Raw genomic sequence first — 25,807 nt, forward strand, 5'->3', positions numbered from 1 at the left:
ATAGTGATCCAGACGTTCGTCGACTGCACCACCGCCCAACGCTCGCTCACTTTACGTCCACTTTTTCGGAACGCTCGCGCACCTTGGTGCGCGAGCGTTCCGAAAAAGGCAGCGTAAAGTGAGCGAGCGTTGGGGTTACTGGAGGTTGGAGGTTAACCTTGCCGCGCTGTCCCAAAATTTCTCCATGCCAGGCCGCTTGATCCAATCCTGAAGTTCTAACTCCCGGCTGTTGGCGCGGTACCCGTCCTCAATGACACGCAACCCCTGGACAAAGGATTCACTGTGGATCAACACGGAGATTTCCATGTTCAAGGAGAAGGACCGCACATCCATATTGGACGAGCCAATGACGGCAACGTCGGAGTCAATGCTGAAGTGCTTGGAGTGCAGAACTTCCGGCGCCCTGTACAGATAAATTTTGACCCCTGCTCGCAGCAGTGCCTCGTAATAGGAGCGCTGTGCGTGGTAGACCATGGCTTGATCTCCAATCTCAGACACAAACAATTCAACCGAGAGCCCGCGCCCAGCGGCTGTAATGATCGCCAGCAGAACTGAATCCTCCGGCACAAAATAGGGACTGGTAATGCTTACCCGCTCGGTGGCCTGTTGGATCATGGCAACAAAGAGTTTCAGACTATTATCATTTTCAAAGCTGGGACCGCTGGGCACAACCTGCATATCCACCCTGTGAACGGCAGGATCCAGCACCACAGGTGAGGTGTCAAGGACCAACAAATCATCTGTCTCGCTAAACCAATCGGTGACAAAAACGGCGTCAAGCTCCCTAACCGCGGGACCGTGAACCCGCATCATCAACTCATGCCATCGCAACCCGCGGGCAATATTCTTCTTCTTGTTATAGCTCTGGTGCACAAGGTTTTGAGAACCGGCGAAACCAACTATGCCGTCAACAACGAGCAGTTTGCGGTGATTACGCAGGTCAATGCGCTGCCAATGACCCTTCCACGGGCGCAGCGGCAGCATGGCCTGATATTGCGCCCCCATAGCGGACAACCGTGCAAGAGTTTCCCTGCGTCGAGGATTCATCAGCGAGGCCAGATGATCCGAGAGCACCCGCACCGTAACCCCACGGCCAATAGCCTGCTCCAACGCTTCAAAGAACGGTTCTGTGGCCGAATCAAAAACCAAAATATAGAACTCCACATGAACATAGCTCTCGGCCTGATCAATCGCCTGCGCCATGGCAGCAATGGAGCCGTGATAATCGGGCAGCAGTTCCACGTCGTTGCCACCAACCATAGGCAACGCGCCAAGGGTGCTGTTGAGGGTAACGAGCCCCGCCAAACCTTGGGGCCAGTCCTCCCTGTGGCTGAGCTGGTCTAGACCCTCGGTGCGCTCCAAAATGAGCTCGTTGACAAACTTTTGTTTGTCCCGACGAGACTTGGGCAGGCGCGAAAAGCCCACCATCATGAACGCCACGATCCCTAGATACGGCACAAAAATGATCATGAGCATCCAGGCGATGGCTGTGGCCGGGCGGCGTCGAGCGGAAATATACGCCACAGCGATCGCGCCGAGGATGACGTGCCCTGCCAGCAGCAGCCATGCAAGGGCCTCCGGATTTATTGACACTGTCCTGGTACCGCTTTCTATCCAAGCGCGACGGGCGAAGAGGATGGCGCAGGCAACATGTTATCCGTCGCCGTTCCCGCCGAGTTTACCGCCCAGACTCAGAAGTGGCAGCTATCAGGGAAACGAAAAACCCCCGACCGTCTGGTCGGGGGTTTTTCTCATCTGGTTGCGGGGACAGGATTTGAACCTGTGACCTCCGGGTTATGAGCCCGGCGAGCTACCGAACTGCTCCACCCCGCGTTGTATTTACTACTTTACTCGGGTCCATCCTGCACGCCAAACTCGCAGTACGTGACCTTCGTCTCGACGGCGAATTTCCCTCTGCTCACCAGTTCCGCCCCCGTGAGATTGGAGATAATGACGCCACAATTGTTTCGTGGACGTCATTATCTCCAACCTCAACTGGAGCGGTAAGGCCTCAACGCGAGAGGTACGACGGCGGAACTAAGGTGTTGCTTTCGTTGTCGCCTCAGGCGTTGCCTTGGGGGCAGCAGGCGTGGCTGCTGCGCCTTCGGCAGCGACGGCAGCAGCGATGGCAGCCTCGAGCTCCTTCTGCGCCGCGCCGTAAGCGGCAAAGTCACCCTTTGCCAGAGCCGCCTGGCCAGTCTTCAACGCCGTATTGGCGTCGGTGAGGGCCTTGGCCAAAGCAGCATTATTACTTGCCGACGGAGGCAGATTCGGATCTGCGGAGCCACCTGTGGTACCCGGGCTCTTATCTACGCCGGCGTCCCCGGCAGCTGCACCAGAGTCACCGCCAAAGAGCTGGTCAAGAGCTTCATCAAGTGTGGCCGCGTAGCCAATCTTGTTACCGAACGCCACAAGCACACGCTGCAAGGTGGGGTAGGAGGTAGAACCGGTTGACTGCAGGTAAACAGGCTGCACGTAGAGCAGACCGCCACCAACAGGCAAGGTCAGAAGGTTACCGTTCTTGACCTCAGATTGTCCCAAGGTCAGGATGTTCAACTGTTCAGAGACAGTGGGATCCGTCTGGAACGTGTTTTGCACCTGGCCCGGTCCTGGTACCTGCGTATCTACCGGAAGCTCCAATAGTTGCAGCTTGCCGTAGTCGGGGCTCTTGACACCCTTGACATTGCCAGCGTCACCGTTGGCAGCCATGAAGCCGTAGAGCACGTTACGTGAGTCGGTGCCAGCAACCTCTTGGGGAATGAACGAGGTTGTTAGTGAAAAGGCCGTCTTTTCCTCCCCTGGCATTTTCAAGGACAGGTAATACGGAGGCTGCTTATCCGTACCCGCAGTTGTGGGGTCATCAGGGATGCTCCACGCTTCGGTGTTTTTGAAGAATTTATCGGGATCTGTCACGTGGTACTGACCGAGCAGTTCTCGCTGGACCTTGAAGATGTCTTCCGGGTAGCGCACGTGAGACATGACGTCTGCGGTCATCTCTGTCAGTGGTTTGACGCTGGTGGGGAAGACTTTCTGCCACGCCTGCAGGATCGGGTCCTGTGTGTCCCACGCAAACAAATCAACCGAACCGTCATAGGCATCCACTGTGGCTTTGACCGAGTTGCGGATGTAATTTATTGACGCGTTGGGCAGTGCTGCCGGCCCGTTGTTGGCCGTCAGCGAATCCGTGGTGGCTTCCTGTAATTGCTGTTGCTGCGAGTACGGGTAGTAAGAGCTGGTGGTGTATCCATCAACAATCCACTTGACTTTGCCATCCACGATGGCCGGGTACGGGTTGCTGTCTATTGTCAGGTACGGAGCAACCTTGGCAACGCGCTCCTCCGGGGTGCGATCGTAAAGGATCTGTGACTTATTGTTGACACCGTTTGTCAGCAATAGATCGGTTGACTGGAACTTCAAGGCATACATGATGCGGTTGAATAGGTTCCCCACACTGGGGCCACCGTCTCCGGTAAACGTTGTCAGTGATTCGGCGCCAACACTGTCATCTTTTTTCGACTCTGTGGTGCCTTGGGGGCGATCCAGCTCAATAGGGTCCGCGCCTTCAGGAGCGCCCACAAGGGAATAATCGGTGGTGGACTGGCCAAAGTAAACACGGGGTTGGTAGCTGGTGTCGGTGCCCAACTTACCTTCCGAAGGCACGCCTGACTGCATAAATACAGGCTTTCCATCGGCTGTTACCGTGTTGCCATACGCGGCAACCATTCCGTACCCGTGCGTGTATACCAGGTGCTGGTTGTACCAGTTCTGCTGTGCGGGGTTAAGACCCTTGGGGTTCAACTCGCGCAAAGCGATCACCGCATCTTGGACTTTCCCATCAATCGTGTACCTGTCAACGTTCAGTGTCTTGGGGAACTCGTAGTACGGGCGGTACTGCTGCAACTCCCGGAACGTTGCCGAGAGCAGGTTCGGGTCAAGCAGTCGAATGTTGGCGGCTGTGTCGGCATCCTGACGCAGGGCGCCAGCTTCCGCCGTCGTCGTTGCGTTATAGGGGGTAACCTGTATATCCGCCAGACCATAGGCCTGACGCGTCATCTCAATGTTGCGATCAATAAATTGGGCCTCAAGGTTTCCCTGTGACGGCTTCACCTGCCATTCCTGAACAGCCCATGGGTAAAGACCACCAGCAACAATGGCCGTGACCACCAACATGCCTGTGCCGATCAACGGCAGTTTCCACTTGCCCATGAATGCGGCAATGATGAACAAAATCGCCACAATCACGGCCGCAGCCGCGAGGATGGCCTTCGTTGGAATCACTGCATTGACGTCCGTGAACAATGCCCCGGAACGGTACCCGCTGTTGTCCTGCAGGGTTCCGTAGCGCCCCAGCCAGAAGTTCGCAGCAAGCAGGAGAAGGAACACGCCGGCCAAAATAGCGATGTGAATCTGGGCCGCACGTGAGGTGAAGATCCCACGTTCGGTCAGCCGGATAGCGCCGTACAGGTAGTGAGTGAGCAACCCGGCAATAAAAGAAATCACCGTGACACTGATCAGCATGCCTGCAAGGAAGCCAAGGAACGGCAGAGTGTTGGTGTAGAAACTGATGTCCAAACCAAATTCCGGGTCTTGTGAACCAAAGGGAACCCGGTATACGAACAGCATCACCTTTTCCCACTGGGCCATGGCTGCAGTACCGGCAAACAAACCAAAGACAATCGGCACACCCACCATGACAACGCGGCGGATGGGCTCAAGCTGTGCCTGGTACCGCCCCAGGTTGTCCTCACGTGCATTATCCGGGGCGTAAACAGGTCGCGCCTTGTAGGCGGCACGGATGGAGAAGAAAACTCCAACGGCCATGATCAGGAACCCTGCAATGAAAATCAGCAGTTTTGCGATGCGCTCTGTCCAGAACACTTCGGAAAAGCCGATCTGATTAAACCACAGCAGGTCTGTATATATCCCGGAGAAAATCAGCACGGCAACGATCAATACGGCCACCACAATAATGGTGGGCATCAATGCGCTGCGACGTTTGGGCCTGACGGGCCTACTCGACGACGGGGATGGTCGGGATGTCACTCTCTACCTCTTACTCAACTGGTGTAAATGAATTAATGCCGTTTGTTTCTATGCTTCTGCCACGAATGGTCCGTGACCATAGTTCCGTATGATGCTCAATCGTTACGTGCAGAAGTCTCTGAATATCAGTACTTGAATTATTTGCACGTTGGCAGAGCGGATCCATCCTGACCGGAGCCAATCACAGAAACAGCATCATAAGCTTCTTTGAGTGTACTGACTTTGATGACCTGAAGCCCTTTTGGGATGTGCCCTACTACGTCTTCACAGTTTGCGCTGGGCGCCAAGAAGTAATCAGCACCGCTAGTGCGTGCCCCAACCATCTTTTGGGCGATCCCACCAATGGCACCGACGTCACCCTTTGAGTCGATGGTCCCGGTGCCAGCAAATTGTTTACCGCCCGTGAGTTCACCTGGCGTCAAGTTGTCCATAATGCCAAGAGCAAAAATCATGCCAGCGCTAGGGCCACCAATGTTCTCAAGTGAGATCTTTACATCGAAAGGGAACGTGAACTTATTTTGCAGGGCAATCCCCAGAAGATACTTGCCTGCATCTCCTAGTTTTGGCGTCACTGAAAGCGGCGTCTCAGTCTCACCACGACGGATCACAACCTCCACCGGTGCACCTTTGCCCTGCGCCAGAACATCTTGGATGACCTTTAGATCCGTCACTTTTTTATCGTTGATCGTCAGGAGAACGTCGTCGGGCTTCAAAATCCCTGCCGCGGCACCGTCGCCGGGAACGGAGTTAACTGCCAAGCTCGACTCGAAGCCGATGTCCAACGCGTTCAGCGCTGCGGCGGTGGCGTTTTCTTGAGAGCCTGCCATGGCTGCGGAGTTCTCGTTATTTACTGCTTCTTGACTGATGCCGGGTGCATAAAGCAGTTCAGCTGGATAGAGGGTGTGCGCCGGGGTCAGCCACGCCTGCATAGCATCAAAGAAGTTGATTTGGCTGTCAGGTAGTCCACCGCTCACGCGCACAGTGGTGAGATCCAGGCTGCCGCTGCTTGCCGGGAAGCTCTCATGACCTGTGACAGTAATAATCGGCTTCCCGTTCATCTCACCAATGGTGTTGATGGCTGGTCCGGGAGACTCAATCACATAAGGGACAGGAATCGTCATGGCCGCTACACCAAGGACTACCGAGAGGACACCTGAAACTACCATCACAGAGAATCGGCGGTCGCGGACAGGGTTTGGCGGCGTCGCCGTTTTTGAATTTTCCTGGCTCAAAGCTATGACCTTTCCAAGCTTTCCTGGGTCGCACCGGTAGACCCACAAAACGAGCACCGACCACCCACCCTACTGTGTTCAGTTGTGCTGTGCTTGTGAGCACCCTGAAAATTGACACCCAATGACAGCGCTTCTTCCGAACATGATGTGCAAGAAGCCCCAACCCTTTACCTAGAGCCCCTTTGCCTAGAGCGAACAGTGGGCTGTTATGGGGCGACAACGCAGGACGACGGCGGTAACGTGAAGTATTCAGCGTCCACGCCAACGAACGGGCCATCATGTCTTCCACACCAGCCAATAACGACGACGAAACCCCGAAGGATCCCCTTCAGGAAATGCTCGCCAAGCTTTTAGGCGGCGAAGGCATGGAGGGTTTTGATCCTGCAGAGCTGGCCAAGGCTGCGGGTTTACCCTCAGATCCGAACATGCTGGCCCAAATGTTCTCTCAAGTTCAGAACATGATGAGCGGGTCCTCGGATGCTGCCGTGAACTGGGATCTTGCCCACGATGCGGCCAGGAAGGCAGCCGCGGGCGACGATCCTTCTGTGACAGAAGCCCAGCAACGCGAAGTGGATTCTGCGCTACGCCTTGCCGAGATGTGGCTTGATCCGTTCACCGAGCTTGCCGCCACTGGCATTATTGGGCGTGCATGGTCACGTGCAGAATGGGTTGAAGAAACGCTGGGCACCTGGCAACGGTTGACCGAACCGGTGGCGAACAGCATCGCTTTTGCCATCTCTAAAGCCATGAATGAGCAGCTTCCCGAAGAAATGAAGTCGATGATGGGCGATGCTTCCTCCATGATGCAAAACATGGGCGGTGCGCTGTTTGGTTTGCAGCTTGGTCAGGCCGTTGGCGCCCTGGCTAAGGAAGTGGTGGGCTCCACCGACATCGGTATCCCGCTGGCAGACTTGCAGATGGCGCTGCTGCCTGCCAACGTCAAGGCTTTTGGTGAAGGACTTGAAGTACCCGAAGAGGAAATTCGTCTATTCCTTGCCCTACGGGAGGCAGCACATGCTCGATTGTTCGTTCAGGTTCCGTGGCTGCGGGGACACTTATTAGGCGCTATTGAATCGTATGCCCGCGGTATCCATATTGATATGTCACGGATCGAAGATCTAGCTCAGAATCTCGATCCCGCCAACCCGGAAGCCATGCAGGCTGCCCTCTCCGAAGGGGTATTTATGCCTGCGCGCACACCGGAGCAGGATACGGCGTTGGCAAAATTGGAAACAGCACTTGCCCTTGTTGAAGGGTGGGTTGACGAGCTGACATTTGATGCGGCGGCCAATTTGCCTTCCGCTGCCGCAATCCGTGAAACCATCCGCCGCCGCAGGGCAACCGGCGGGCCGGCCGAACACGCCTTTGGCTCACTTGTTGGCTTGGAACTTCGCCCACGGCGACTCCGGGAAGCAGCTGCCCTGTGGTCCTCGCTGAAGGAACAGCGTGGCATCGCCGGCCGTGACGCCATCTGGGCCCACCCCGATTTGCTCCCGACTTCCGCTGATCTGGATGACGCAGCGGGTTTTAGTGCCAGACGCGAAGCCGCAGACGCCTCCGAATCTGACGTGGATGCCGCTTTGGCCAAGCTTCTGGACGGCGGATTTGAGAGCATCGGAACCGACTCCGACGCTCCTGATCCCAAGGACGGCACGGACCCAGAGGATACAGAAACGGACCAGTAGCCTGTGGTTCGTGGCACAACACAAGCACTACTGCTCCAGCCCTCAACCCGCGTCTGCCTCACGCTGGTCCTCGGGGCTGGGGTCCTCGGGGCTGGGGTCCATGCTTCTGATGTTTCTTGCCGCTGAAAAGGACGCACCATCGAGGAATGCTCTGGCCCTCTCAAGTTGGGGGTAGCTGGCCAACTCAGCCCAGAATTCTGCACTGTGATTGGCATGAATCAAATGGGCCAGTTCGTGCAGCAGCACGTAATCCAGCACCCATTCAGGCATGCCCTGCACATGGTGGGAAATTCTAATTGATTTGCGGGCAGGCGTTGCCGAACCCCACCGGTCATTTTGATTGAGCACCCACCGCACGGATTCCGGAACTGCAGCCGAACCCAGATATTTCCCTGACAACATCAGGCTGCGTTCCATGAGGGCATCATCGTTTGCGGGTGCTCTGCGCTGTCCTGCCTGCAACTGTGCACCACGTTCAAGTTTCGCAACCATATGCGGCACCCAATAATGCTCATCTTCCAGAGTTAATCTCGCAGGTACGGCAATCACCGCCTGGCCAGCCTCCCAGAAAGCAGCCAAGCCGTTCTTGCGTCTCGCTGTTCGTCTCACAAGAACAGGCTCCCCGTTACTGAGCTTGTAAAGCGAAAATGAGTCACCCATTGGGCCCGGTGTTCCTTTGCCGAGGGACTGGGGTCGATTCGCGCCGCCAGACTTCCTGCTAGCAAGTGGACGTGGTGTTGATGGTGCTGCCATGCCTCGAGAGTACAGCCAAATTGTTGTGGATTTGAAAATGACGTCGTGGATTGTGGATAACTTTCAGCTGTGGAAAACCCCTCCCAGCAGCTGTCTAAAAATGCGATGATCGTAGCCCAAGACCACACCCTAGTGCTCTCCAGAAAAATGTTACGTGAGGCAGCCATGACACAGCTTAACCCGGGCCTGCGTATGGTCCGTCGCGGACACCACAGCGTTCAGATAGGCCTTAGTGCCGGTGGGTTGATACTTGAAGGGCTGCAGGACTCTGAACTGGACTTTATTCAGGAACTGCGTCAAGGAATCCCCGATGGCAAAGTCTGGGAGCGGGCACTCTCCTTGGGCGTAGATACTCTGCGAGCGCAGGAAATTTGCTTGAAACTCGCTGACCTGCTTTTCACCGATGCGCAACTGCACACGCAGGGTTACCGGGCCGAGCGGTTGTCACCTGAGCATTCGGCGCTGCTGGGCCTATACCAGTCCCCGTGCCGCGACTTCATGGCAAGGCGCGAACACGGAGTCGTCCATCTTATTGGTTTGGGGCGCACCGGGGCCTCATTAGCCGCCATTCTGGTCAGCGCCGGCGTGGGCACACTCCTTCTTGAGGACGACAGCCCCGTAGCTGCAACTGACGTCAGTCCAGGCTCATTCAGACTCAGCGATATTGGCCTGTCACGATCCCTTGCCGTGCGTCGACACCTGCTAAGCATCGACCCAAGTTGCCATGCTCACATAGTGCACGACGGCGGTGCCGGAGGTCCCAGCCTGCGATGCCTTGATCTTGCCGTTGTGGTGGGCCACGATGCCGTTCCAGCGCAAACAGCTGCGCGCTTTCTTGCCGCTGACCGGCCACACCTCTTTGTCCTCTTGCGCGAGCAGGACGGTACGGTGGGTCCTTTTGTTCTGCCCGGAGAAACGGCATGCGCTGAATGCGTTGAAAGGCACCGAAACCTCCATGATCCGCAATGGCTGGATGTTTGCAACCAACTTGCCACAGTTTCGGCACAGTCGGCGGATCGGCGGCCCCGGGCAGAACTGTTAGAGAGTACAGCCCTTGCTGCAACATTGGCTGGCACTGCAGCCACGCACGTTTTACTGTTTCTCGACGCAGTTAACCGCCCAAGCTCGTGGTCAGCAGTCTTGACGTTTCACCCGGATAACGGCAGATGGACGCACCAGGAGTTCTCTACCCATCCTGACTGCGGCTGCCAATGGCAAAGTCAGTCCTTGGCCACAATCTCCAACACTGCTTCTCCGTAACGCTCCAGTTTTGCAGGTCCCACCCCGGGCAACCCCGCAAGCGTGTCAAGGTTTTGCGGGGCCGCTTCGGCAATCGCCATCAACGTTGCATCCGTAAAGACCACGAACGCCGGCACCGCATTGGTGGTGGACTCAGCTAACCGCCATTGACGCAGCTGATCAAAAATAGCCTCATCGTAATTTGGCGGACAGTCCGGGCAGCGTTGCACTTTTCGTTCGGCACCTGTGTTGAGGATCTTCCCACACACCCTGCACACAGAAGGGCCAACAGCAGTCCGTGACTTTCGTACCGTGGGCTGGCGCGGTCCCGTGGGGGCTCCACCCACTGAGTTGGGCCGCAGCCCGTCAAGGAATCTGGAGGGTTTGCGGTTGGCACGGCCCCCTGGAGTGCGCGCCGTGGACCAGGAGAAGTTCAGGAACTCGCGGGCACGGGTGATTCCCACATATAACAGCCTGCGCTCTTCATCCACGGTTTCCGATGTGTCAGCAAAGGAAATTGGCATCAACCCTTCGCTCAGGCCAACCAGGAAGACCGCATCCCATTCAAGACCTTTAGCTGAGTGCAACGAGGCCAGTGTGACACCCTGGACAGTGGGTGCGTGCTGAGCCGAGGCCCTATCTTGAAGTTCCGCCACGAAATCAATCAGCGTAAAGGTGTGTTCAGGGGTGCTTCGGGAGACTGCCAGTTCGTCAGCGAGGGCAACTATTGCTGACAGCGACTCCCAGCGTTCACGCACTGCCCCTCCAGTTTTAGGCGCTTCGGGCTGGTAACCAAGGTTGTTGAGCACATCACGGACTAGCTGCCCCAATTGCTCATCCTCGGCCGCACGTGAGGCTGCTCGCAATTGCAGCATGGCATCACGAACCTCTTTGCGGGCAAAGAAACGTTCACCGCCGCGCAGCTGGTAGCCAACACTGGCAGATGTGAGCGCTTGCTCATAAGCCTCGGACTGCCCATTGGTCCTGAACAGGACGGCGATCTCGCTTGCTTGAGTGCCGTTGGCGATCAGCGTCTTGATTTTGGCCGCAACGGCAGCCGCTTCAGCCTCGTCGTCGCTGCACTCAAGGAATTCAGGTGCTGGCCCGCCTGGGCGTTGGGCCACCAGTTCCAACGGTTTGGACCATAGGGCGTCGGCGCTGAGCCCACCGCTGCGTCGGCTACTTAGTAGAGTGTTGGCCAACCCCACTACTTGGGGTGTGGACCTGTAATCGCGCACGAGTTTTACCATGCTGGCTGCTGGAAAACGCTTAGGGAAATCCAAGAGGTGCCGCGGAGTGGCACCCGTGAACGAGTAGATTGTCTGGCTCGCATCACCAACAACGCATAGCTCGTCACGACCGCCGAGCCACAGATCAAGCATTCTCTGCTGGAGCGGGGACACATCCTGGTATTCGTCAACAACAAAATGCCTGTACTGGTCGCGTACGGTGGCAGCCACACGCGGGTCCTCTTGTAAAATGCCTACAGTGATCAGCAGAACATCCTCAAAGTCAATGAGGTTCCTGTCAGCTTTCACATCCTCGTATGCCTGAAAAAGACGCCCCACAGCAACTTTGTCCAGGCCGCCAGGCTCCCCACGGTCTTCTGCTTTGATCAGGTAGGTTTCCGGCGTCAGCATCGACACCTTTGCCCACTCAATTTCGGCAGCCAAATCCCTGATGGCTGCCCTGTCTGTGGGCAGGCGCAAACGCCGTGCCGCCTCAGCGATGATCTGGGCTTTGTGGTCAAGTAAACCAGGCAGCTGGCCTCCAACGGCGTGCGGCCAGAAGTACTGTAGCTGCCGCAACGCGGCAGCGTGAAAGGTCCGGGCCTGGACCGTGCCAACACCCAAATCACGAAGCCTGGTACGCATTTCCGCTGCTGCTCTGGCGGTGAAAGTCACTGCTAGTAGCCTGTTCGGGTTGTACACACCCGTGTGCACACCGTAGGCAATGCGGTGTGTGATGGCCCGTGTTTTCCCTGTTCCGGCACCTGCCAAAACACACAAGGGCCCGCTTAGAGTGGTGGCTACTGTGCGTTGCTCATCATCCAAACCTGCCAAAATTCGTTCTTCAGCCGTGCTTTCATCCATCACCGGCAGCCCCGATTGCTGCGGGTCAAAACTCACTCGCTTTCACCTGGCTCCAAAATACGGCCGCCGTACCAGTGCTCAATCAAGGACCGGGCAATGGAGAGCCTGTGTGAGACCACAGCTTCACCATTGGATACGGCGCTCTGCAGTTCTTCCCTGGAGAACCACCTCGCTTCCCTGACCTCAACATTGTCAGGTGTTGCAACAGTGTCATTGGTATAACCAATAAATCCAAGCATCAGTGACCGCGGAAACGGCCATGCTTGTGAAGAAATGTAGTCCAGGGAGTGCAAGTGCACGCCCACTTCTTCAGCAATCTCACGTACTGCTGCCTGTTCGGCGCTCTCGCCAGCCTCAACGAAACCAGCCACGGTCGAGTACCTGTGTTTTTCCCACTGGAAGTTACTTGCCAATAAAATCCTGTCATCGCTCCCCACAATGGCCACTATGGCAGCCGGGTCAGTACGCGGAAAGTGTACGGATCCATCCTGGGCGCACAAACGCATCCACCCTGCAGACTTGATCTCGGTGGGGCTGCCACAGCGCGGGCACCGTGTATGGCTTCCATGCCAATTGGCAACGGCTTGAGCCTGCACAAAAACTTCCGCATCAAAGGTGTTTAAACCGTAGGCCACATCCCGGTACCCCGCGAAGCTGGTTCCCTGCGGCACCCAACTGAAGTCTCCGGCGTCGTTCGCAAGAGCATGGAGGACAATGTCAGTGCCAACCGGCAGCTGGTGACTTTGGCCAGCCAGCATTTTGCCCAAGTAAACGGTGTTGGTTCCTGCTGGCGGCGTTGCGGGAAGTTTGGCAGGATCAAAATATCCTAGTCCGGACCCATCCATCAGAGCCTTACCTTGGTGGAAAAATACCACCCGATAGGTGCCCTCACCAAGCACCGCCGCTAGGTAGCCTGGTTCGCTGCGCTGCTCGCATTGCCGATCAAGGCCAGTTTCAGGAAACGAATTGGATGTCATCATGTTTCTACCGTACGCATCCGGTGCCCAAATTTGTATTTAGCCCCTCCTGAATGTGGATAACCTGGGACCGCGATCCAACGCATAAAAACAAGCAAGAACATGGCTACAGCAAGGAGTTCTCGCGACTCGCCGCCGCAACGGCGCTGCTATAGTGCCTTCGCGTTCTACGGTAGAGAGGTGAGAAGAATGACTGCAATCGAATTGGCCGCCATAGCCAGCGCCGCCGTGCCCGGACTCAACGTCACTGCCTTCGGCCCGGAGCCTGACGATACCGCCGATTTTTGTTCGGCACTACTGGTTGATTCGGAAGAAAGACGCTGGCGAGTTCGCTCCCCCCGCCATGCCGAAGCCAGCACGCGGCTGGAGACCGAGCGCCAGGTTTTGCGCGCCTTCTCCCCAGGCATCCGCGCGGAATTGCCCTTCCTGCTTCCCACCGTAGCCGGTACCGTACGCCAAGGTGAGCTCATCACCTTCGTGTACTCGCACATCCCTGGCAAGGCCGAATCTGTTGAGCATCTTGCTTCCGCGAGCGCCGCACTGGCACTGGAAATCGGTACCGCAATGGCCGCTATCCACGATCTGCCCCAAGAACTTGTCACCACCTATGACTTGCCCAGCTACACAGCGAACGAGTTTCGTCAGCGCAAATTAAACGAACTTGATCAATCAGCCACCACAGGAAAAATTCCTCCCTCGCTCCTGCGTCGCTGGGAGCACGCCATGGAAGACGTGGCGTTGTGGCGTTTCAATGCGTGTGTTGTCCACGGCGACCTGCACGAGGACAATATTCTTCTTGCCGGCAACCAAGTCACGGCAGTGATCGGCTGGACCGATTTGAGGATCGGTGACCCTGCTGATGATTTCGCGTGGCTGGTGGCCGTGAATGACCCCGAATTCGTTGACACTGTCATGCAGGCGTACTCGGCTGCCCGGAACGAAACACCGGACCCGCACCTGCTGCGCCGTGCAGCCCTGAGCGCTGAATTTGCGCTGGCCCAATGGCTTGTCAAGGGCTATGCCGCTGACAGTGCGCGCATGGTTGAGGACGCCGAGCAGATGCTCAAGACCCTGGAAACTGACATTGCCACACACGGTGGACAGCCCATCAGTGTGGAGCCGCCTGCCATCATCGCTGCGGCGCCGGTCAAGGCCCCAGCTGTCCCTGTTAGCCCGGAACACGTTTCCACTCCGGAGCCTGCGTCAAAAACTGTTGTAGATACACCGCTGCCGCAGAAACTGCCGGCAACAAGCACTGCTTCAGAAAAGAACGACGACGATTCCGACGCCGCTATTGCCCGAGTAGGGGTCACCCCAATTACCCATCCGGATGAACTCCCAAAGCTGGGATCGGACTCCACAAAGGCGAGCGAACCCTCCGAATCCGACCTTTCTGCTGATGCTGCTGATTCTGCTGATGCTGTTGATTCTGTTACCCAACCCGCACAGAAGCCAGAGGCTAGTTCTGCCGCGGATTCCGTGCAGCCACTAGCGGAAGACGTGGACACCACAGCCATGAAAGTTATCCCACTAAAAAAGTAGCGCCCTTCCTCCGTCTCAGGCTGAGTAGGCGTTGCGAACGATCGCTTCCAGTTCTTCCTGCCCGGCGAGATCCACGGGACGAATGAGCTTGTCCTGACCCACGTAATAAAAGGCTGCTCTGACCTGTTCAAGCGGAACGTCCTGCAGTCGCGACCATGCCAGCCTGTACACAGCCAGCTGTACACCACGCACCGCCAGCTGCGGAGCCGAAGGTACTTTCCCTGTTTTCCAGTCGATCAGGTCCCATCCTCCATCTGCATCGCGGAAGACAGCGTCGATGCGGCCACGGACAACCACGTCTGCCACCCGGGTTTCGATGGGTACCTCAAGCTCCGCGGGGGTTCTGGCAGCCCATTGGGAACTCTTGAACGTTTCCTGCATGTCAGCCAGGCCGTAGGCTTCATCCACATAGGCGTCCGCCCCGATCTCTTCACCCAAGTCGAGTTGGCCGGTCGTTGCAAAAAATTCTTCAATCCAGGTGTGGAACGCCGTTCCTTTGCGGGCGGCCATGCCGGGCTTGGTGGGCACTGGGCGGCGCATGGCACGGGTAACTTTTTCGGGGTCCTCCCCCAGCGCCACCAGGCGGGAAGCAGAAATATGTGGGGGTAGTTCCACTCTCAGCTGGTCTGTTTCCACTTGTTCTTGGGCCAGCAAAACACTCATTTCTTTGCCCCAGCGAGGATTGGCGGCTAAGAATTCTTCACTTCCGTACTTAACAGAGGCGTCATTATCTCCAACCTCGGCGAAGGCGGCGGCGGCGAGGGCGGCGGAGACTGCGGCGGCGGATCGTTCCACACCAGTTCGGCGGCCTACCCGCACAGCCACCCCTGCCCTGCCGACGATCTCGGGCCCGTTGAGCGGATCATAGGGCCATTGGGCGCTTTCCGCGCCCGCACTGACAGGGTTGAGCGCACCTTCTTCAGGGTCTGGCGCCCACGCTCCGAGACCAGCACTCTGTGTTGCCCCTTCAGTCAGTGGCAACAACTCCATCAGAAAGGGTGAGGGTGCCAGCGGCTTCTTTCCACTGCCCCACACCGTGGCGGAACACATCAAAAAATCCCGGGCGCGGGTAAAGGCCACGTACGCTAAACGACGTTCCTCTTCCTTGGCGTGGAGGAGAACATCGTCGGCAAAAAGTTTCTCATTCTCCATCAAGGTCTTCAGGTCCGGCACATTGGTGTCCCATTCGGGCAGATCACCAACGTCCCCACGCAAAGGCCACGGCAACGATTTAGCTCCGGTGCTCCAGCGATCAGCGCGTGCGCTGGGGAAGGCGCCTGCATTCATGCCCGGCACAAACACCACGTCCCATTCCAGTCCTTTGGAGGCGTGGACAGTCAGTAGCGCCACGGCGTCAGGGTTGCTTTCAACCGGCGTCATTTCCAGCCCGCCCTCTTCCGATTCTGCCGTTTCAAGCCAAGCGAGGAAGGCATCCAAGTCAACACGTTGTGCGGCCTGCATGAACTGTGCCGCCGCCTCAGCAAAAGCGTCCAGGTGGCGCCGTGCGTGGTGGATGCTGGAGCCGGGTTTAGCAGCCAGTTCTATGTCCAGCAGCATGGTTTTCTCCACGACACCGAGCAGATCGCCCAGGTCCTCACCCACAAAAGTGCGCAGCATCCGCAGCTCATCCCGCAGCACTAAAAGTCGGGCTCTTGCTGCTTCGCTCAGCGGCCGTGCCCCCTTGGGCCAGTAATCCTGGCTCAAATAATCCAGCGCTTCCACCAGCGAGGAAGCATCCACCAAATCAGCACTAACCACTGTTGCATCGGCAGGTTTGGATGATTCAACTGCTACCGGCTGTGCACTTCCGGCCCGCAAGGTTGACGCGTCAAAATCCACCCTGTTGTGGGCCGCCCATTCCCGTTGTCGTGCCAGATACCGGGCCCAATCAGAGAAAGCCATCAGGTCCGCAGGACCAATCCGCCACCGCGCCCCCGTCAACAATCGCATGAGTGCATCCGAGCGCCCGGGATCGGCAATCACCCTCAAGGTGGCAACAAGGTCCACTATTTCTGGCATGCCCAGCAGCCCGCTCAACCCCACAATTTCGTACGGGATGCCACGTGCTTCGAACACAGATTGGAGCTTTGAAAATTGCGCACGACGCCGGCATAACACGGCCACTGTCATGGCACCCTGGCTGCCACCACGGTGGGTGAAATCACCTTTGCTCTCCAAAATCTGCGCAGCAACTGCTTGGGCCTCATCTAGTTCTGTTTCGTAGCGTGCAAGAAGCACCTCCCCCATGGGTGCATTGGGTTTTTCACGTAAGGGCGAGACTACTACTCGCGGCCCGGCCGCTGCCCTTTGCGCCTCGCTCAGTCCGGCAGCCAGTTTGGTGTTGGCCTTCCGGGTTTGTGCAAGTGTCAGTTCAGCCGACATCACATTTGCGCTCGCCAAAATGTGCGCTGAGTTACGCCAAGCGATGGTGAGCTCAGCCGTTGCAGCGTAGCTGCCATCGCTTTTGAGAAATATTTCCGGGAAGCGGAAGAGCTGCCCGGCCGAGGCGCCCCGAAACCCGTAAATTGATTGATGCGGATCCCCCACAGCCGTGACAGGGTGAGCGTCACCGTACAGCTCAGCGAAGAGCTGCAGCTGTGCATGGGAAGTATCTTGAAATTCATCCAGCAGCACTACTTTGTGGCGTTGGCGTTCCATGTCTCCTGCATGCGGAACTTCCTGGGCAATCCGGGCGGCCAGAGCTACCAGATCACCGTAGTCAAGGACGTTGCGACGGCGCTTGGCCTGAGCATATTTTTGCACCAGCGCGGCCACAGAAGCCCGGGTCCGCAGAACATCCAACTGCTTGTTCACTATGGCAGTACGGGGTTTGTTGGTTTCGGCAATATAGGGCAAAGAATCGAAGGCTACCAGGTAGTCGTTGATAGTTGCCAGAACTTGCTCGGGATCCTGGAGATGCTCGGCGCATTCACCGGCAAGGTCCATCACTGATTGGATCAATGTGGATTTTGCCGCTGTGAAGTGTTCGTGGGCTCCGTCGTGCGCTTCAACTACTTCACTGGCCAGCTGCCACGCTTCAGCCGCGCCCAGCACCACGGCATCGCGCTCAATGCCTAATCGCAGACCATAGTCGGTGACAATACCGCTGGCATAAGAGTGGTAGGTGGAGACGTTAGGCTCCAGTGCATCTCTGGCAGAAGCGGCAGGAGCGAGTTCAATCTCACCCGAGCGAGCCAGCGTGCCCAATCTATCCAGCTGCCCGCGAATCCGCGATGCCAGTTCCCCGGCAGCCTTGCGGGTAAAAGTGACTCCGAGGATTTCCTCTGGCAGGACCAACCCGTTGGCAACCAACCACACCACCCTGTCCGCCATTGTTGTTGTCTTCCCGGAGCCTGCCCCGGCAATCACAAGCAGCGGTTCAAGAGGTGATGAGATAATGGCGGCCTGCTCCGCCGTAGGAGGACGCTGCTCCAACAACTCCGCCAATTCATAGGGACTCAACAGGGGACGCGCAGGTTGGGACGCCGGGCCCGCCAGCGTCCGGGCTACCAAATTATTCGTTCCGTGGCTCATTCGGTGATCTGTTTCCCTTCAGGACACAGCGGACAAATGGTGGGCAGGGGGCAGCCGTTGCGTTCGGACCAGTCTGCGCCATGGCGGGCGGGGAAGACAGCCTGTGCCATGAGCAGGGCCGCCTCCATAACCTTCCGGGTTGGATCGTTTTCACTGCCTGCCACCATGGCGGGCTGATCCTGCGTTTTCACGTTCTTTGTGCCATCACCTAGTGGTAGCAACGCTGCCCCGCCCGAGCTGGCGCCAAAGAGCCCGGCAGCCTCGGCTTGTGCGGAGAACGCACCAGCCGAGAGAGCCACTTGATAGGCGCCGAGTTGAGGATGTTCAAGAACCTGGTCCTTGGTGGGTTTAGTGCGGCCGGTCTTGATATCAACAATTATCAAGTTCCCGTTTGCGTCCGCTTCAAGCCTGTCTACCTGCCCACGCAAGCGCACCACGCGGGCGGGTGGCGGCTGCGCAAGACCACTTGTGTCAGTGTCTTCTGCTTCAGGTGCGCCACCATCAGCGGAACTCAGTGAGGCGTCCTTTGTATCAGGCACTGCTGTATCAGGCACTGCTGTATCAGGCACTGCTGTATCAGGCACTGCGCTGCTTGGAATCCCGGTGCTGGACGAGAAAGTGCCGGGCAAGAAAGTGCTGGGCAAGATGCCGTCAGGTAGTTCGCCTACGTCAACGCTGAAATTTTCTTCAACACCCAAGAGCGTTCGCCCCTGTTGCCTGGCCTCAATGACATATTGGGCCAGTTTGCCCAGCATTTCTTGGGCGCGTTTGTAATCAAGATCGCTTTCCCACGACTCGGGAAGCCCCAGAGACGGCCAACGTTTATCCAACTCCGCCAGATATTCGTGGCCGGCACCATTGGGGATGTCCTGCGCAATGCTGTGGATGAGCGTCCCAAGGCTGCGAGCGAAGTCTGTTGTGGCGTCTCCGCCGGCGGCGCGGATGAACCAATTTAGCGGGGATTTAAGCACCTCCTCGACTTTTGATGGCGAGACGTTCACCGGTTCTCCGGGTGCCACAATGGGCCCATCGGAGCTCAAGGGCAACAAACCCCACCACTGATGAGGATCCGCCCCGGGCACGTCTTCGCCTACCAACACCGCCAGCATCCTGGCAGCCTCAGGGTTGGTGCGCATTTCCGATTCTTGCCGCAGCTCCGCCACCAGCGAGCGCAAGGTCATGGGACGCGGCACTTGTTCTACTGGACGCACGGGGTATTGGGACTCACCACCAGAATCAGTGACAGGAACGTAGGGCGCTGCAAGGTCGATGAACTGGGAAGGCTGAAGATCATGACCTGCCGCGGCTGTGAGGATAAGGATATGGCTGGCTCGTGAAATGGCCGCCGCAAAGCTGCGCAACTCGTCGTAACGGATATCCCTGAGTCTGGCGGCAGGTTCAATTTGGTGGGCTGCCTGCGCCCCTTTTTCAAGCACGTCCACAAGTAATTGACTGCCGAGCAGTTCCCCGCGCAAGCGGGTATTGGGCCAAACTCCCTCCTGCAGCCCGGCGACAATGACGATGGGCCATTCCCGCCCAGCAGCACTTGCCGGGGTCACAATCTCAACGGCATCGGTACGTTGGGCCCGCGCTGCCAACGTGTCCATCGGCAGTTCTTGACTCATCAGGTAATCCAGGAACTGTTGCGGACTGGATCCTGGCAGCTGGTCAACGTAACGTTCAGCCGTTTGGAATAATGCCATCACCGCATCCAAGTCCCTGTCGGCCCGGATGCCTGTGGGACCGCCGCGTAGAGCCTGCGCTTCCCATGTTCCGGAGCTGTCACAGGCCTCCCACAGCGCCCATAGGACTGTTTCAGCGTTGGCTCCCGGCTGAGCCACTGCTTCGCGCCCAGCCGCGATCATGGCGGCGATTCTGGCAGCATTGGCAGCCTCCCAACCAAGCGGAGCCAGCTTTTGCGAGTTCAGCAGCGCTTCAACCAACAGCTCATCGCTAGCTCGGCCACCTCCGACATGGCGCTCTTGCTGCCGCAGCGCCTGCCGAAGTCTCCTCAAATGCAATGCCGTTGAACGCCCTATCCGCGAGGTGAGCAGCGCAACGCAAGCCTCGGCGTCTAGGGTTTCCGGCGCCAAGGCAATGCCAAACGCCTCAAGCAAAGGACGAACTGCAGGCTCGTCACGCACAGGATTTTCCGCCACAGGCACCTTGACGGCGATACCTTGGGCACTTAGATAACGCTGTAAGGCAGCCAGTGCCGACCCGGTACGGACAATAACCGCGATCTCGCTCAGGCTGTGACCACCTAAGTGCTGTAAGTGCAGAATCCGTTCGGCAACCAGGCGGAGTTCGTGAACTTCCGAAGCAACAAAATGCGCACTGACATACGAGACTTTGTCCGGGTCTTTACGCAGCTCTTGGCGCGGCACCGGTCCAGGTTCCCCGCCGGCCGGTTCAGTCGCGTTGATCGCCTCAGCATGGGGTGCCGCTGCGTGGCCACCATGCCGGCCAGCCAACGCCTCTGGCCAAGCCAGTTCGCGTGCCTTGTGGCCGCCACGGATCTGAAAAATACGGTCAGCGACCCCGGACCAGGCAGCTGCCAGGGGTTTGCTCATGCGATGCGATGTGGACAACGCAAACTGCTGCAAAGGATGCTCTGGTGTTGACAGGGAATGGGTCAGCGATGCAACAAGATCCGGCCGGGCGCCGCGGAACCCCTGAACAACAGTGTCTGGCGAGGCTGCCACAAGCACGTCTTTTCCCTGGCCAACCAAGTGCAGAAGTTCGTGCACGGCTTTGTTGGCTTCCTGAATGTCATCAACAACAATCAACGCCAACCGCTTGCGCTCCTGGTCCAGGAAATCTGAGTCAAGGCGCAGAAGAGTTGTCGCGGCAGTGATGATCCCCGCAGGGTCAAAGGAACCTGACTTGCCCCAATCCACAACGTCACGGTATTCCTTATACAACGACGCCGCCGCAACCCAGTCAGGGCGCCGATTGGCTGCACCCAATTCGGCAAGCTCCTCAGGGACCAACCCGTATTCAATAACCCTGTCAAAAAGCTGGCGGATCTCTTGCCGGAATCCGCGGGTTTCAAGAGCCTGAGTGAGTTCCTTTGGCCACGCCGGCACCGTACCCAGACCCATGGCGTGCCCCGCCAATAGGTCCCGAATGATCAGATCCTGCTCGGGTCCGCTCATGAGCCGTGGCGCACTCTCAAGGTGTGGCATACGCCCTTCAACTTTAGCCCTGCGCAACAGATCAAAGGCATAAGATGACCAGGTCCTGGCCGGAGAAGTACTTAAACTCTTGGTGAGCCGGGCACTAAAACCATCACGAAGCCTCGCTGCAGCCAGCCGAGACGGTGCCAGCAGAAGAGCACCTGCAGGATCAACGCCGTCGTGCTCCATCCGCTTGAGAGCAGCTTCAATAAGCACAGTGGATTTACCAGTTCCGGGAGCACCCCACAACAAAACAGGACCCGACCCAGGACCCAGATCAATAACAGCCTGCTGATCCAAACTGAACTGTGGAACACTCTTGGCACTGTTGACAGGAGCAACAAGGGTCAACTCGGGCAGTTCAAACCGGCCAGGGCGCTCCGGCTGTGCCTTTGTAGACCTACCCTCTTTGGGCGCGTTGGACGCCGTGTGCCTCTCCTGCGAATGCTGTGCCTCTGTGCTCATACTTCTAGTCCATCACGGGGCACTGACATTTTGTCCCCGGCTGAATCCGCCTCGCGCAAGCGCACTGAATCCGCCTCGCGCAAGCGCTCTGAATCCGCCTCGCGCAAGCGCTCCGAATCCGCCTCGCGCAAGCGCTCCGCAATGACGTCGACGAAGTCCATTTCGGACGCGGACGGGTTCCATCTGGCAGCCGCCATATCAACCCGCCACGACGGGGTTCGGCTTGCAGCCGCCAGCGCTTCATCGGAAGTATCCCCGCGAAGAGCAGTGTCTTCGGCACGGTAGTGCACTAACGCCCGGCCACCGTGACACACCGGGGCACAACCGCTGGCCCGGATCACCCGCCACCAGGACACCGCGCTGCCGTGAGCGGACATAACAGCCCCCACCTGGCGCGGCCCACCGCTCTCCAAAAGTGCCGCAATATCCCCATAGGAGAGGACTTGGGCAGGTGGAATCAGCTCCGCCACGGCTAAGACCGCTTCAACATACTCGCCACGCATGACTCAAGACTAGTTCCTCCCGTGCTCCCCAATGCTTCAATGTCCATGCCAACAGGTAGCGTTGTGCCATGACTAGCTGGAGCATGCACCCCCGTGCCGCATTTGACCTGGAAACCACGGGCAAGGATCCCCGTACTGCCCGGATCGTGACGGCATCCATTGTGATAGTCGATGAATCCGGCGCTGTGGCGGAAACCCATGAGTGGCTGTGCAATCCCGGCGTGGAAATTCCCGAAGAGGCGGCCGCCATCCATGGCATCAGTACAGCCCACGCGCAAGCGCACGGGCGCCCCTCGGACGTTGTCACAGCTGAGGTGGGAGCGGTACTTGCCACACTTTTTGCCAACAACATTCCTGTTATCGCCTTCAACGCCAGCTACGATTTCACTGTCCTGGCTAGCGAGGCCCGCCGGCACAGTCTAGGGCAGATTACTGCCGCGCCGGTGATTGATCCCTTTATTTGCAATAAGAATGTGGACAAGTTCCGCAAAGGCAGCCGCACGCTTGTGGCCCTGTGCGAGGAATACGGCATTAAGCTCGACGACGCACACACCTCGGCCGCCGACGCTGAGGCCACGCTGCGGTTGGCTGATGCGTTGGCTGCCAAGTACAGCGCCCTGCGAGTCGATGTCATGGAATTACATCACGCACAAATCGGGTGGGCCCGTGAGCAGGCTGCTGACTTTCAGGGCTATTTGCGCCGCGTCAAGGATCCCGCCGCAGTCGTTGAGGGTGACTGGCCCGCCCTGCCATAAACCCCGTCAGGGCAGGAAGTCCCTGCTACAGAACAGTCATCAGTGACACAACTCACAGCCGGGGCGTTCACGAAGAAGGGTGCAGGGCCCCGTCAGTCGTGCGGGACTTTACGCTGCGTGTCCGCTGAACCATGTCCGACTTAAAGAATGTTCGAATATTATTTCATTTCTTGTGCTTAATATTCGTAGAAGTTCATATCAGCCACATTTTTGCTCCGGGTGACATAATTTAGTTTCGTTGGTTGAGTTCAGCTAGGAAAATCCTGTCATTTTCTGCCTACTCCCCACGTCACACTTACGCCCCTTCCCGAGCAGCATTCCGGTCTGGGTCCCTGCAATGAAAGTGAATGTCTGATGAAGAAATCTGCCCTGAAGTGGCTCACGACTGTTCCAGTCGCTGTGGCCCTGGCCTTCTCCCTCGCAGCTTGTGGCGGCAGTACCGGGGCCACAAGCTCCGATAAACCCACAGATGCCCTTGCCGGCAGCGACCAGGCCTCGCTGGATAAATACACCACAGAGGACGTCACTGCCCTGGATTCCATTGATAAGGCTGCTCTTGGCCTCGCTACCCCGGGTCTCATCAGTGTGGGTACGCTCTCGGATGCCCCGCCGAACATTTTCTTGAAAGATGGAGTGTTCACCGGTTACGACAACGAGCTGCTCCGCGCCATGGGCGAAAAGCTGGGCCTAAAGGTCGAGTTCAAGTCAACCGATTTCTCTGCCCTCTTGGCTCAGGTTGAGAACAAACAGTTCGACGTCGGTTCCTCCTCAATCTCCACCACGGATGCCCGCCGCAAAAACGTTGGATTCACCAACGGCTACGACTTCGGCTACATGGCAGTAGTGGCAAAAACAGATTCACCCATCAAGGGTTTCGCTGATCTCAAGGCAGACACTCGCATTGCTGTTGTCACCGGCACGGTTCAGGATGACTATGTCTCCAACACGTTGAAGGTTGAGCCAGTGCGCTTCGCCGATTACAACACGGCCTACGCGAACTTGAAAAACGGTCAGGTTGATGCTTGGGTTGCCCCCTCTCAGCAGGCCAGTGGCCAGGTCAAGGACGGCGACGGAACAGTGATCGCCGAAGAAGTAGTCAATACGCAGAACTTCACCGCATACGCCGTGAACTCATCAAATAAGGCCCTCACTGACGCTTTGAACTCCGCGTTGGATGCAGTCATCGCTGACGGGACCTGGTCCAAGCTGACCAAGGAATGGTACCCAACCCGCCCCATGCCCGAAGACTGGACACCGGGCTCCAAGGCAGTAACGGTTCCGAAGGCCTAATTTATGGATGTTCTCGAGCAGCTGGCAAAAACTTTCCTCGACTGGGATGCTATGGCGGAAGTCATTCCGAACATGCTGAGCGTTGGTTTGCCTAATACTTTGATTTTGTCCGTTTCCTCGGCCATCATCGGGTGCGTCCTGGGTATGATCCTGGCTGTGATGGGTATTTCAAGAAATCCCATCCCCCGCTGGATTGCCAGAATTTATACAGACATTTTCCGTGGTCTTCCAGCAATTTTGACCATTTTGTTGATTGGTCTGGGGCTCGGTCCTGTAATCCGCATCCTTACTGGCAGCACCAATCCTTATCCGTTGGGAATTTTGGCGCTTTCTCTGATGGCTGCGGCGTACATCGGTGAAATCTTCCGCTCAGGTATCCAAAGTGTTGAAAGCGGCCAGCTCGAGGCATCACGCGCCCTGGGGTTCAGCTACGGCTCGGCCATGGTTCTTGTGGTTATTCCCCAGGGTATCCGCAGGGTCCTGCCAGCACTGGTTAACCAGCTGATCTCCTTGATTAAGGACTCCTCCTTGATCTATATGCTTGGTTTACTTGCCAGCCAACGGGAGATCTTTCGTGTTGGAAACGACCAAGCCGCAACCACGGGAAACCTCTCTCCACTCGTTGCGGCAGGTCTGCTGTACCTTTGCCTAACCATCCCGCTCACCCACTTGGTGAACTTCATGGATAAGCGCATGCGTGAGGGAAAAGCCCAAAAGATTGAACCCGATGAAGCCGCGGCACATGTTGGAAAGGGAGCGTAAAGCATGAGTGATTTTAGTTCAGGATCATTTACCGCCAAAAATATTCATCTCTCCTTCGGCAGCAATCATGTATTGCGGGGCATTGACCTGCATGTTCCCAAAGGCACCACGGCCTCGGTGATTGGTCCCTCTGGTTCAGGCAAGTCAACGTTGTTGCGGGCTATGAACCGGTTGATTGAACCGGATCAAGGCGACATTCTTCTCGACGGAAAATCGGTCCTCAAGGACAACCCGGATGAGCTCCGCCGCCGCATTGGGATGGTCTTCCAACAATTTAATTTATTCCCGCACAAAACGGTGCTGGAAAATGTGTCGCTGGCCTTGATTAAGATTCGCAAAATGCCCAAGGATCAGGCACGCGCCAAAGCCCTTGAGCAGCTCGAACTTGTGGGATTGAAACATAAAGCTGACGCTCGGCCAGGAAACCTCTCCGGTGGTCAGCAGCAGCGCGTCGCTATTGCCCGCGCATTGGCCATGGAACCGGAAGTGATGTTCTTTGACGAGGCAACCTCCGCCCTGGACCCGGAGCTTGTCAAGGGTGTTCTGGCCTTGATGACCGACCTGTCCAAGGGCGGAATGACCATGGTGGTGGTCACCCACGAGATGGGTTTCTCGCGCAATGTTTCAGACACTGTGACATTCATGGACGCCGGCGTGGTGGTGGAGACAGGTTCTCCTGAAGAACTCTTCACAGCACCAAGGACAGACCGTTTGAGAGGTTTCCTCTCCGACGTGCTGTAACCGTGCAGCCACGA

The 25,807-nt window shown here is 57.3% G+C and carries 16 protein-coding genes and 1 tRNA gene; 7 read left to right on the top strand and 10 right to left on the bottom strand.

The features are described from left to right. Window positions 1-135: 135 nt before the first annotated feature. From cls to AAFM46_RS12560, 4 genes are all read right to left on the bottom strand, one after another. Window positions 136-1,593, bottom strand: coding sequence for a cardiolipin synthase (gene cls, locus AAFM46_RS12545; RefSeq protein ID WP_343318119.1), 1,458 nt, complete (start codon window positions 1,591-1,593; stop codon window positions 136-138). A gap of 163 nt (window positions 1,594-1,756) precedes the next feature. Beyond that, window positions 1,757-1,833 (bottom strand) — tRNA-Met (locus tag AAFM46_RS12550). Between the two features lie 204 nt (window positions 1,834-2,037). Next, window positions 2,038-4,980 (bottom strand): UPF0182 family protein, encoded by a 2,943-nt coding sequence (locus AAFM46_RS12555; protein WP_283531187.1) that lies wholly within the window; start codon window positions 4,978-4,980, stop codon window positions 2,038-2,040. 200 nt (window positions 4,981-5,180) lie between these two features. Next, window positions 5,181-6,275: a S16 family serine protease gene (locus AAFM46_RS12560; protein ID WP_283530908.1), complete on the bottom strand. Its 1,095-nt coding sequence runs from the start codon at window positions 6,273-6,275 to the stop codon at window positions 5,181-5,183. A gap of 278 nt (window positions 6,276-6,553) precedes the next feature. Here AAFM46_RS12560 and AAFM46_RS12565 point away from each other — a divergent pair, with 278 nt between their 5' ends. Further along, the gene (locus tag AAFM46_RS12565) at window positions 6,554-7,960 is read left to right on the top strand and encodes a zinc-dependent metalloprotease (RefSeq protein ID WP_283530909.1); all 1,407 of its coding nucleotides are present in this window, start codon (window positions 6,554-6,556) and stop codon (window positions 7,958-7,960) included. 42 nt (window positions 7,961-8,002) lie between these two features. On the opposite strand, the gene AAFM46_RS12570 is transcribed toward AAFM46_RS12565, so the two are convergent. After that, entirely contained in the window at window positions 8,003-8,620 is a 618-nt protein-coding gene (locus AAFM46_RS12570) for a M48 family metallopeptidase (RefSeq protein WP_283530910.1), read from the bottom strand. A gap of 162 nt (window positions 8,621-8,782) precedes the next feature. Here AAFM46_RS12570 and AAFM46_RS12575 point away from each other — a divergent pair, with 162 nt between their 5' ends. Beyond that, the gene (locus tag AAFM46_RS12575; RefSeq protein WP_283530911.1) at window positions 8,783-9,973 is read left to right on the top strand and encodes a TOMM precursor leader peptide-binding protein; all 1,191 of its coding nucleotides are present in this window, start codon (window positions 8,783-8,785) and stop codon (window positions 9,971-9,973) included. Here the strand turns inward: AAFM46_RS12575 and AAFM46_RS12580 are convergent. Together AAFM46_RS12580 and nudC are read right to left on the bottom strand one after the other, a co-directional pair. Continuing rightward, window positions 9,934-12,045 (bottom strand): ATP-dependent DNA helicase UvrD2, encoded by a 2,112-nt coding sequence (locus AAFM46_RS12580; RefSeq protein WP_343320445.1) that lies wholly within the window; start codon window positions 12,043-12,045, stop codon window positions 9,934-9,936. The genes AAFM46_RS12575 and AAFM46_RS12580 overlap by 40 nt on opposite strands. Window positions 12,046-12,077: 32 nt before the next feature. Then, window positions 12,078-13,025: an NAD(+) diphosphatase gene (gene nudC, locus AAFM46_RS12585; RefSeq protein ID WP_343318121.1), complete on the bottom strand. Its 948-nt coding sequence runs from the start codon at window positions 13,023-13,025 to the stop codon at window positions 12,078-12,080. A 186-nt stretch (window positions 13,026-13,211) separates the two neighbouring features. On the opposite strand from nudC, the gene AAFM46_RS12590 reads away from it, so the two are divergent. Beyond that, window positions 13,212-14,564 (top strand): macrolide 2'-phosphotransferase, encoded by a 1,353-nt coding sequence (locus tag AAFM46_RS12590; protein WP_343318122.1) that lies wholly within the window; start codon window positions 13,212-13,214, stop codon window positions 14,562-14,564. A 15-nt stretch (window positions 14,565-14,579) separates the two neighbouring features. On the opposite strand, the gene AAFM46_RS12595 is transcribed toward AAFM46_RS12590, so the two are convergent. From AAFM46_RS12595 to AAFM46_RS12605, 3 genes are read right to left on the bottom strand one after another with little or no spacing between them, the layout of a single operon-like run. Then, complete coding sequence (locus tag AAFM46_RS12595) at window positions 14,580-18,098, bottom strand: ATP-dependent DNA helicase (protein ID WP_343318123.1); 3,519 nt, start codon at window positions 18,096-18,098, stop codon at window positions 14,580-14,582. After that, entirely contained in the window at window positions 18,095-21,742 is a 3,648-nt protein-coding gene (locus AAFM46_RS12600) for an ATP-dependent DNA helicase (protein WP_343318124.1), read from the bottom strand. The genes AAFM46_RS12595 and AAFM46_RS12600 overlap by 4 nt, the downstream gene beginning before the upstream one ends. Next, on the bottom strand, window positions 21,739-22,245 hold the full coding sequence (locus AAFM46_RS12605; RefSeq protein WP_343318126.1) for an MGMT family protein: 507 nt from the start codon (window positions 22,243-22,245) through the stop codon (window positions 21,739-21,741). The genes AAFM46_RS12600 and AAFM46_RS12605 overlap by 4 nt, the downstream gene beginning before the upstream one ends. Before the next feature lie 68 nt (window positions 22,246-22,313). On the opposite strand from AAFM46_RS12605, the gene AAFM46_RS12610 reads away from it, so the two are divergent. The 4 genes from AAFM46_RS12610 (at window position 22,314) to AAFM46_RS12625 (ending at window position 25,793) form a co-directional block, all read left to right on the top strand. Continuing rightward, complete coding sequence (locus AAFM46_RS12610; protein ID WP_343318127.1) at window positions 22,314-23,000, top strand: 3'-5' exonuclease; 687 nt, start codon at window positions 22,314-22,316, stop codon at window positions 22,998-23,000. A gap of 354 nt (window positions 23,001-23,354) precedes the next feature. Next, the gene (locus AAFM46_RS12615; protein WP_283530917.1) at window positions 23,355-24,290 is read left to right on the top strand and encodes an ABC transporter substrate-binding protein; all 936 of its coding nucleotides are present in this window, start codon (window positions 23,355-23,357) and stop codon (window positions 24,288-24,290) included. A gap of 3 nt (window positions 24,291-24,293) precedes the next feature. Then, window positions 24,294-25,052 (top strand): amino acid ABC transporter permease, encoded by a 759-nt coding sequence (locus tag AAFM46_RS12620; RefSeq protein WP_343318128.1) that lies wholly within the window; start codon window positions 24,294-24,296, stop codon window positions 25,050-25,052. A gap of 3 nt (window positions 25,053-25,055) precedes the next feature. Beyond that, entirely contained in the window at window positions 25,056-25,793 is a 738-nt protein-coding gene (locus AAFM46_RS12625) for an amino acid ABC transporter ATP-binding protein (RefSeq protein WP_343318130.1), read from the top strand. Window positions 25,794-25,807 lie beyond the last annotated feature (14 nt).

Origin of the sequence: Arthrobacter sp. TMP15, assembly GCF_039529835.1 — a bacterium.
Classification (GTDB): Bacteria; Actinomycetota; Actinomycetes; order Actinomycetales; family Micrococcaceae; genus Specibacter.

Excerpts from the sequence above, each read along its gene's own strand:
- AAFM46_RS12555 (WP_283531187.1), bottom strand. The coding sequence starts at position 4,980 with ATGCCCACCATTATTGTGGTGGCCGTATTGATCGTTGCCGTGCTGATT.
- AAFM46_RS12565 (WP_283530909.1), top strand. The coding sequence starts at position 6,554 with ATGTCTTCCACACCAGCCAATAACGACGACGAAACCCCGAAGGATCCC.
- AAFM46_RS12570 (WP_283530910.1), bottom strand. The coding sequence starts at position 8,620 with ATGGGTGACTCATTTTCGCTTTACAAGCTCAGTAACGGGGAGCCTGTT.
- AAFM46_RS12580 (WP_343320445.1), bottom strand. The coding sequence starts at position 12,045 with ATGGATGAAAGCACGGCTGAAGAACGAATTTTGGCAGGTTTGGATGAT.
- nudC (WP_343318121.1), bottom strand. The coding sequence starts at position 13,025 with ATGATGACATCCAATTCGTTTCCTGAAACTGGCCTTGATCGGCAATGC.
- AAFM46_RS12590 (WP_343318122.1), top strand. The coding sequence starts at position 13,212 with ATGACTGCAATCGAATTGGCCGCCATAGCCAGCGCCGCCGTGCCCGGA.
- AAFM46_RS12595 (WP_343318123.1), bottom strand. The coding sequence starts at position 18,098 with ATGAGCCACGGAACGAATAATTTGGTAGCCCGGACGCTGGCGGGCCCG.
- AAFM46_RS12600 (WP_343318124.1), bottom strand. The coding sequence starts at position 21,742 with ATGAGCACAGAGGCACAGCATTCGCAGGAGAGGCACACGGCGTCCAAC.
- AAFM46_RS12605 (WP_343318126.1), bottom strand. The coding sequence starts at position 22,245 with ATGCGTGGCGAGTATGTTGAAGCGGTCTTAGCCGTGGCGGAGCTGATT.
- AAFM46_RS12610 (WP_343318127.1), top strand. The coding sequence starts at position 22,314 with ATGACTAGCTGGAGCATGCACCCCCGTGCCGCATTTGACCTGGAAACC.
- AAFM46_RS12615 (WP_283530917.1), top strand. The coding sequence starts at position 23,355 with ATGAAGAAATCTGCCCTGAAGTGGCTCACGACTGTTCCAGTCGCTGTG.
- AAFM46_RS12620 (WP_343318128.1), top strand. The coding sequence starts at position 24,294 with ATGGATGTTCTCGAGCAGCTGGCAAAAACTTTCCTCGACTGGGATGCT.
- AAFM46_RS12625 (WP_343318130.1), top strand. The coding sequence starts at position 25,056 with ATGAGTGATTTTAGTTCAGGATCATTTACCGCCAAAAATATTCATCTC.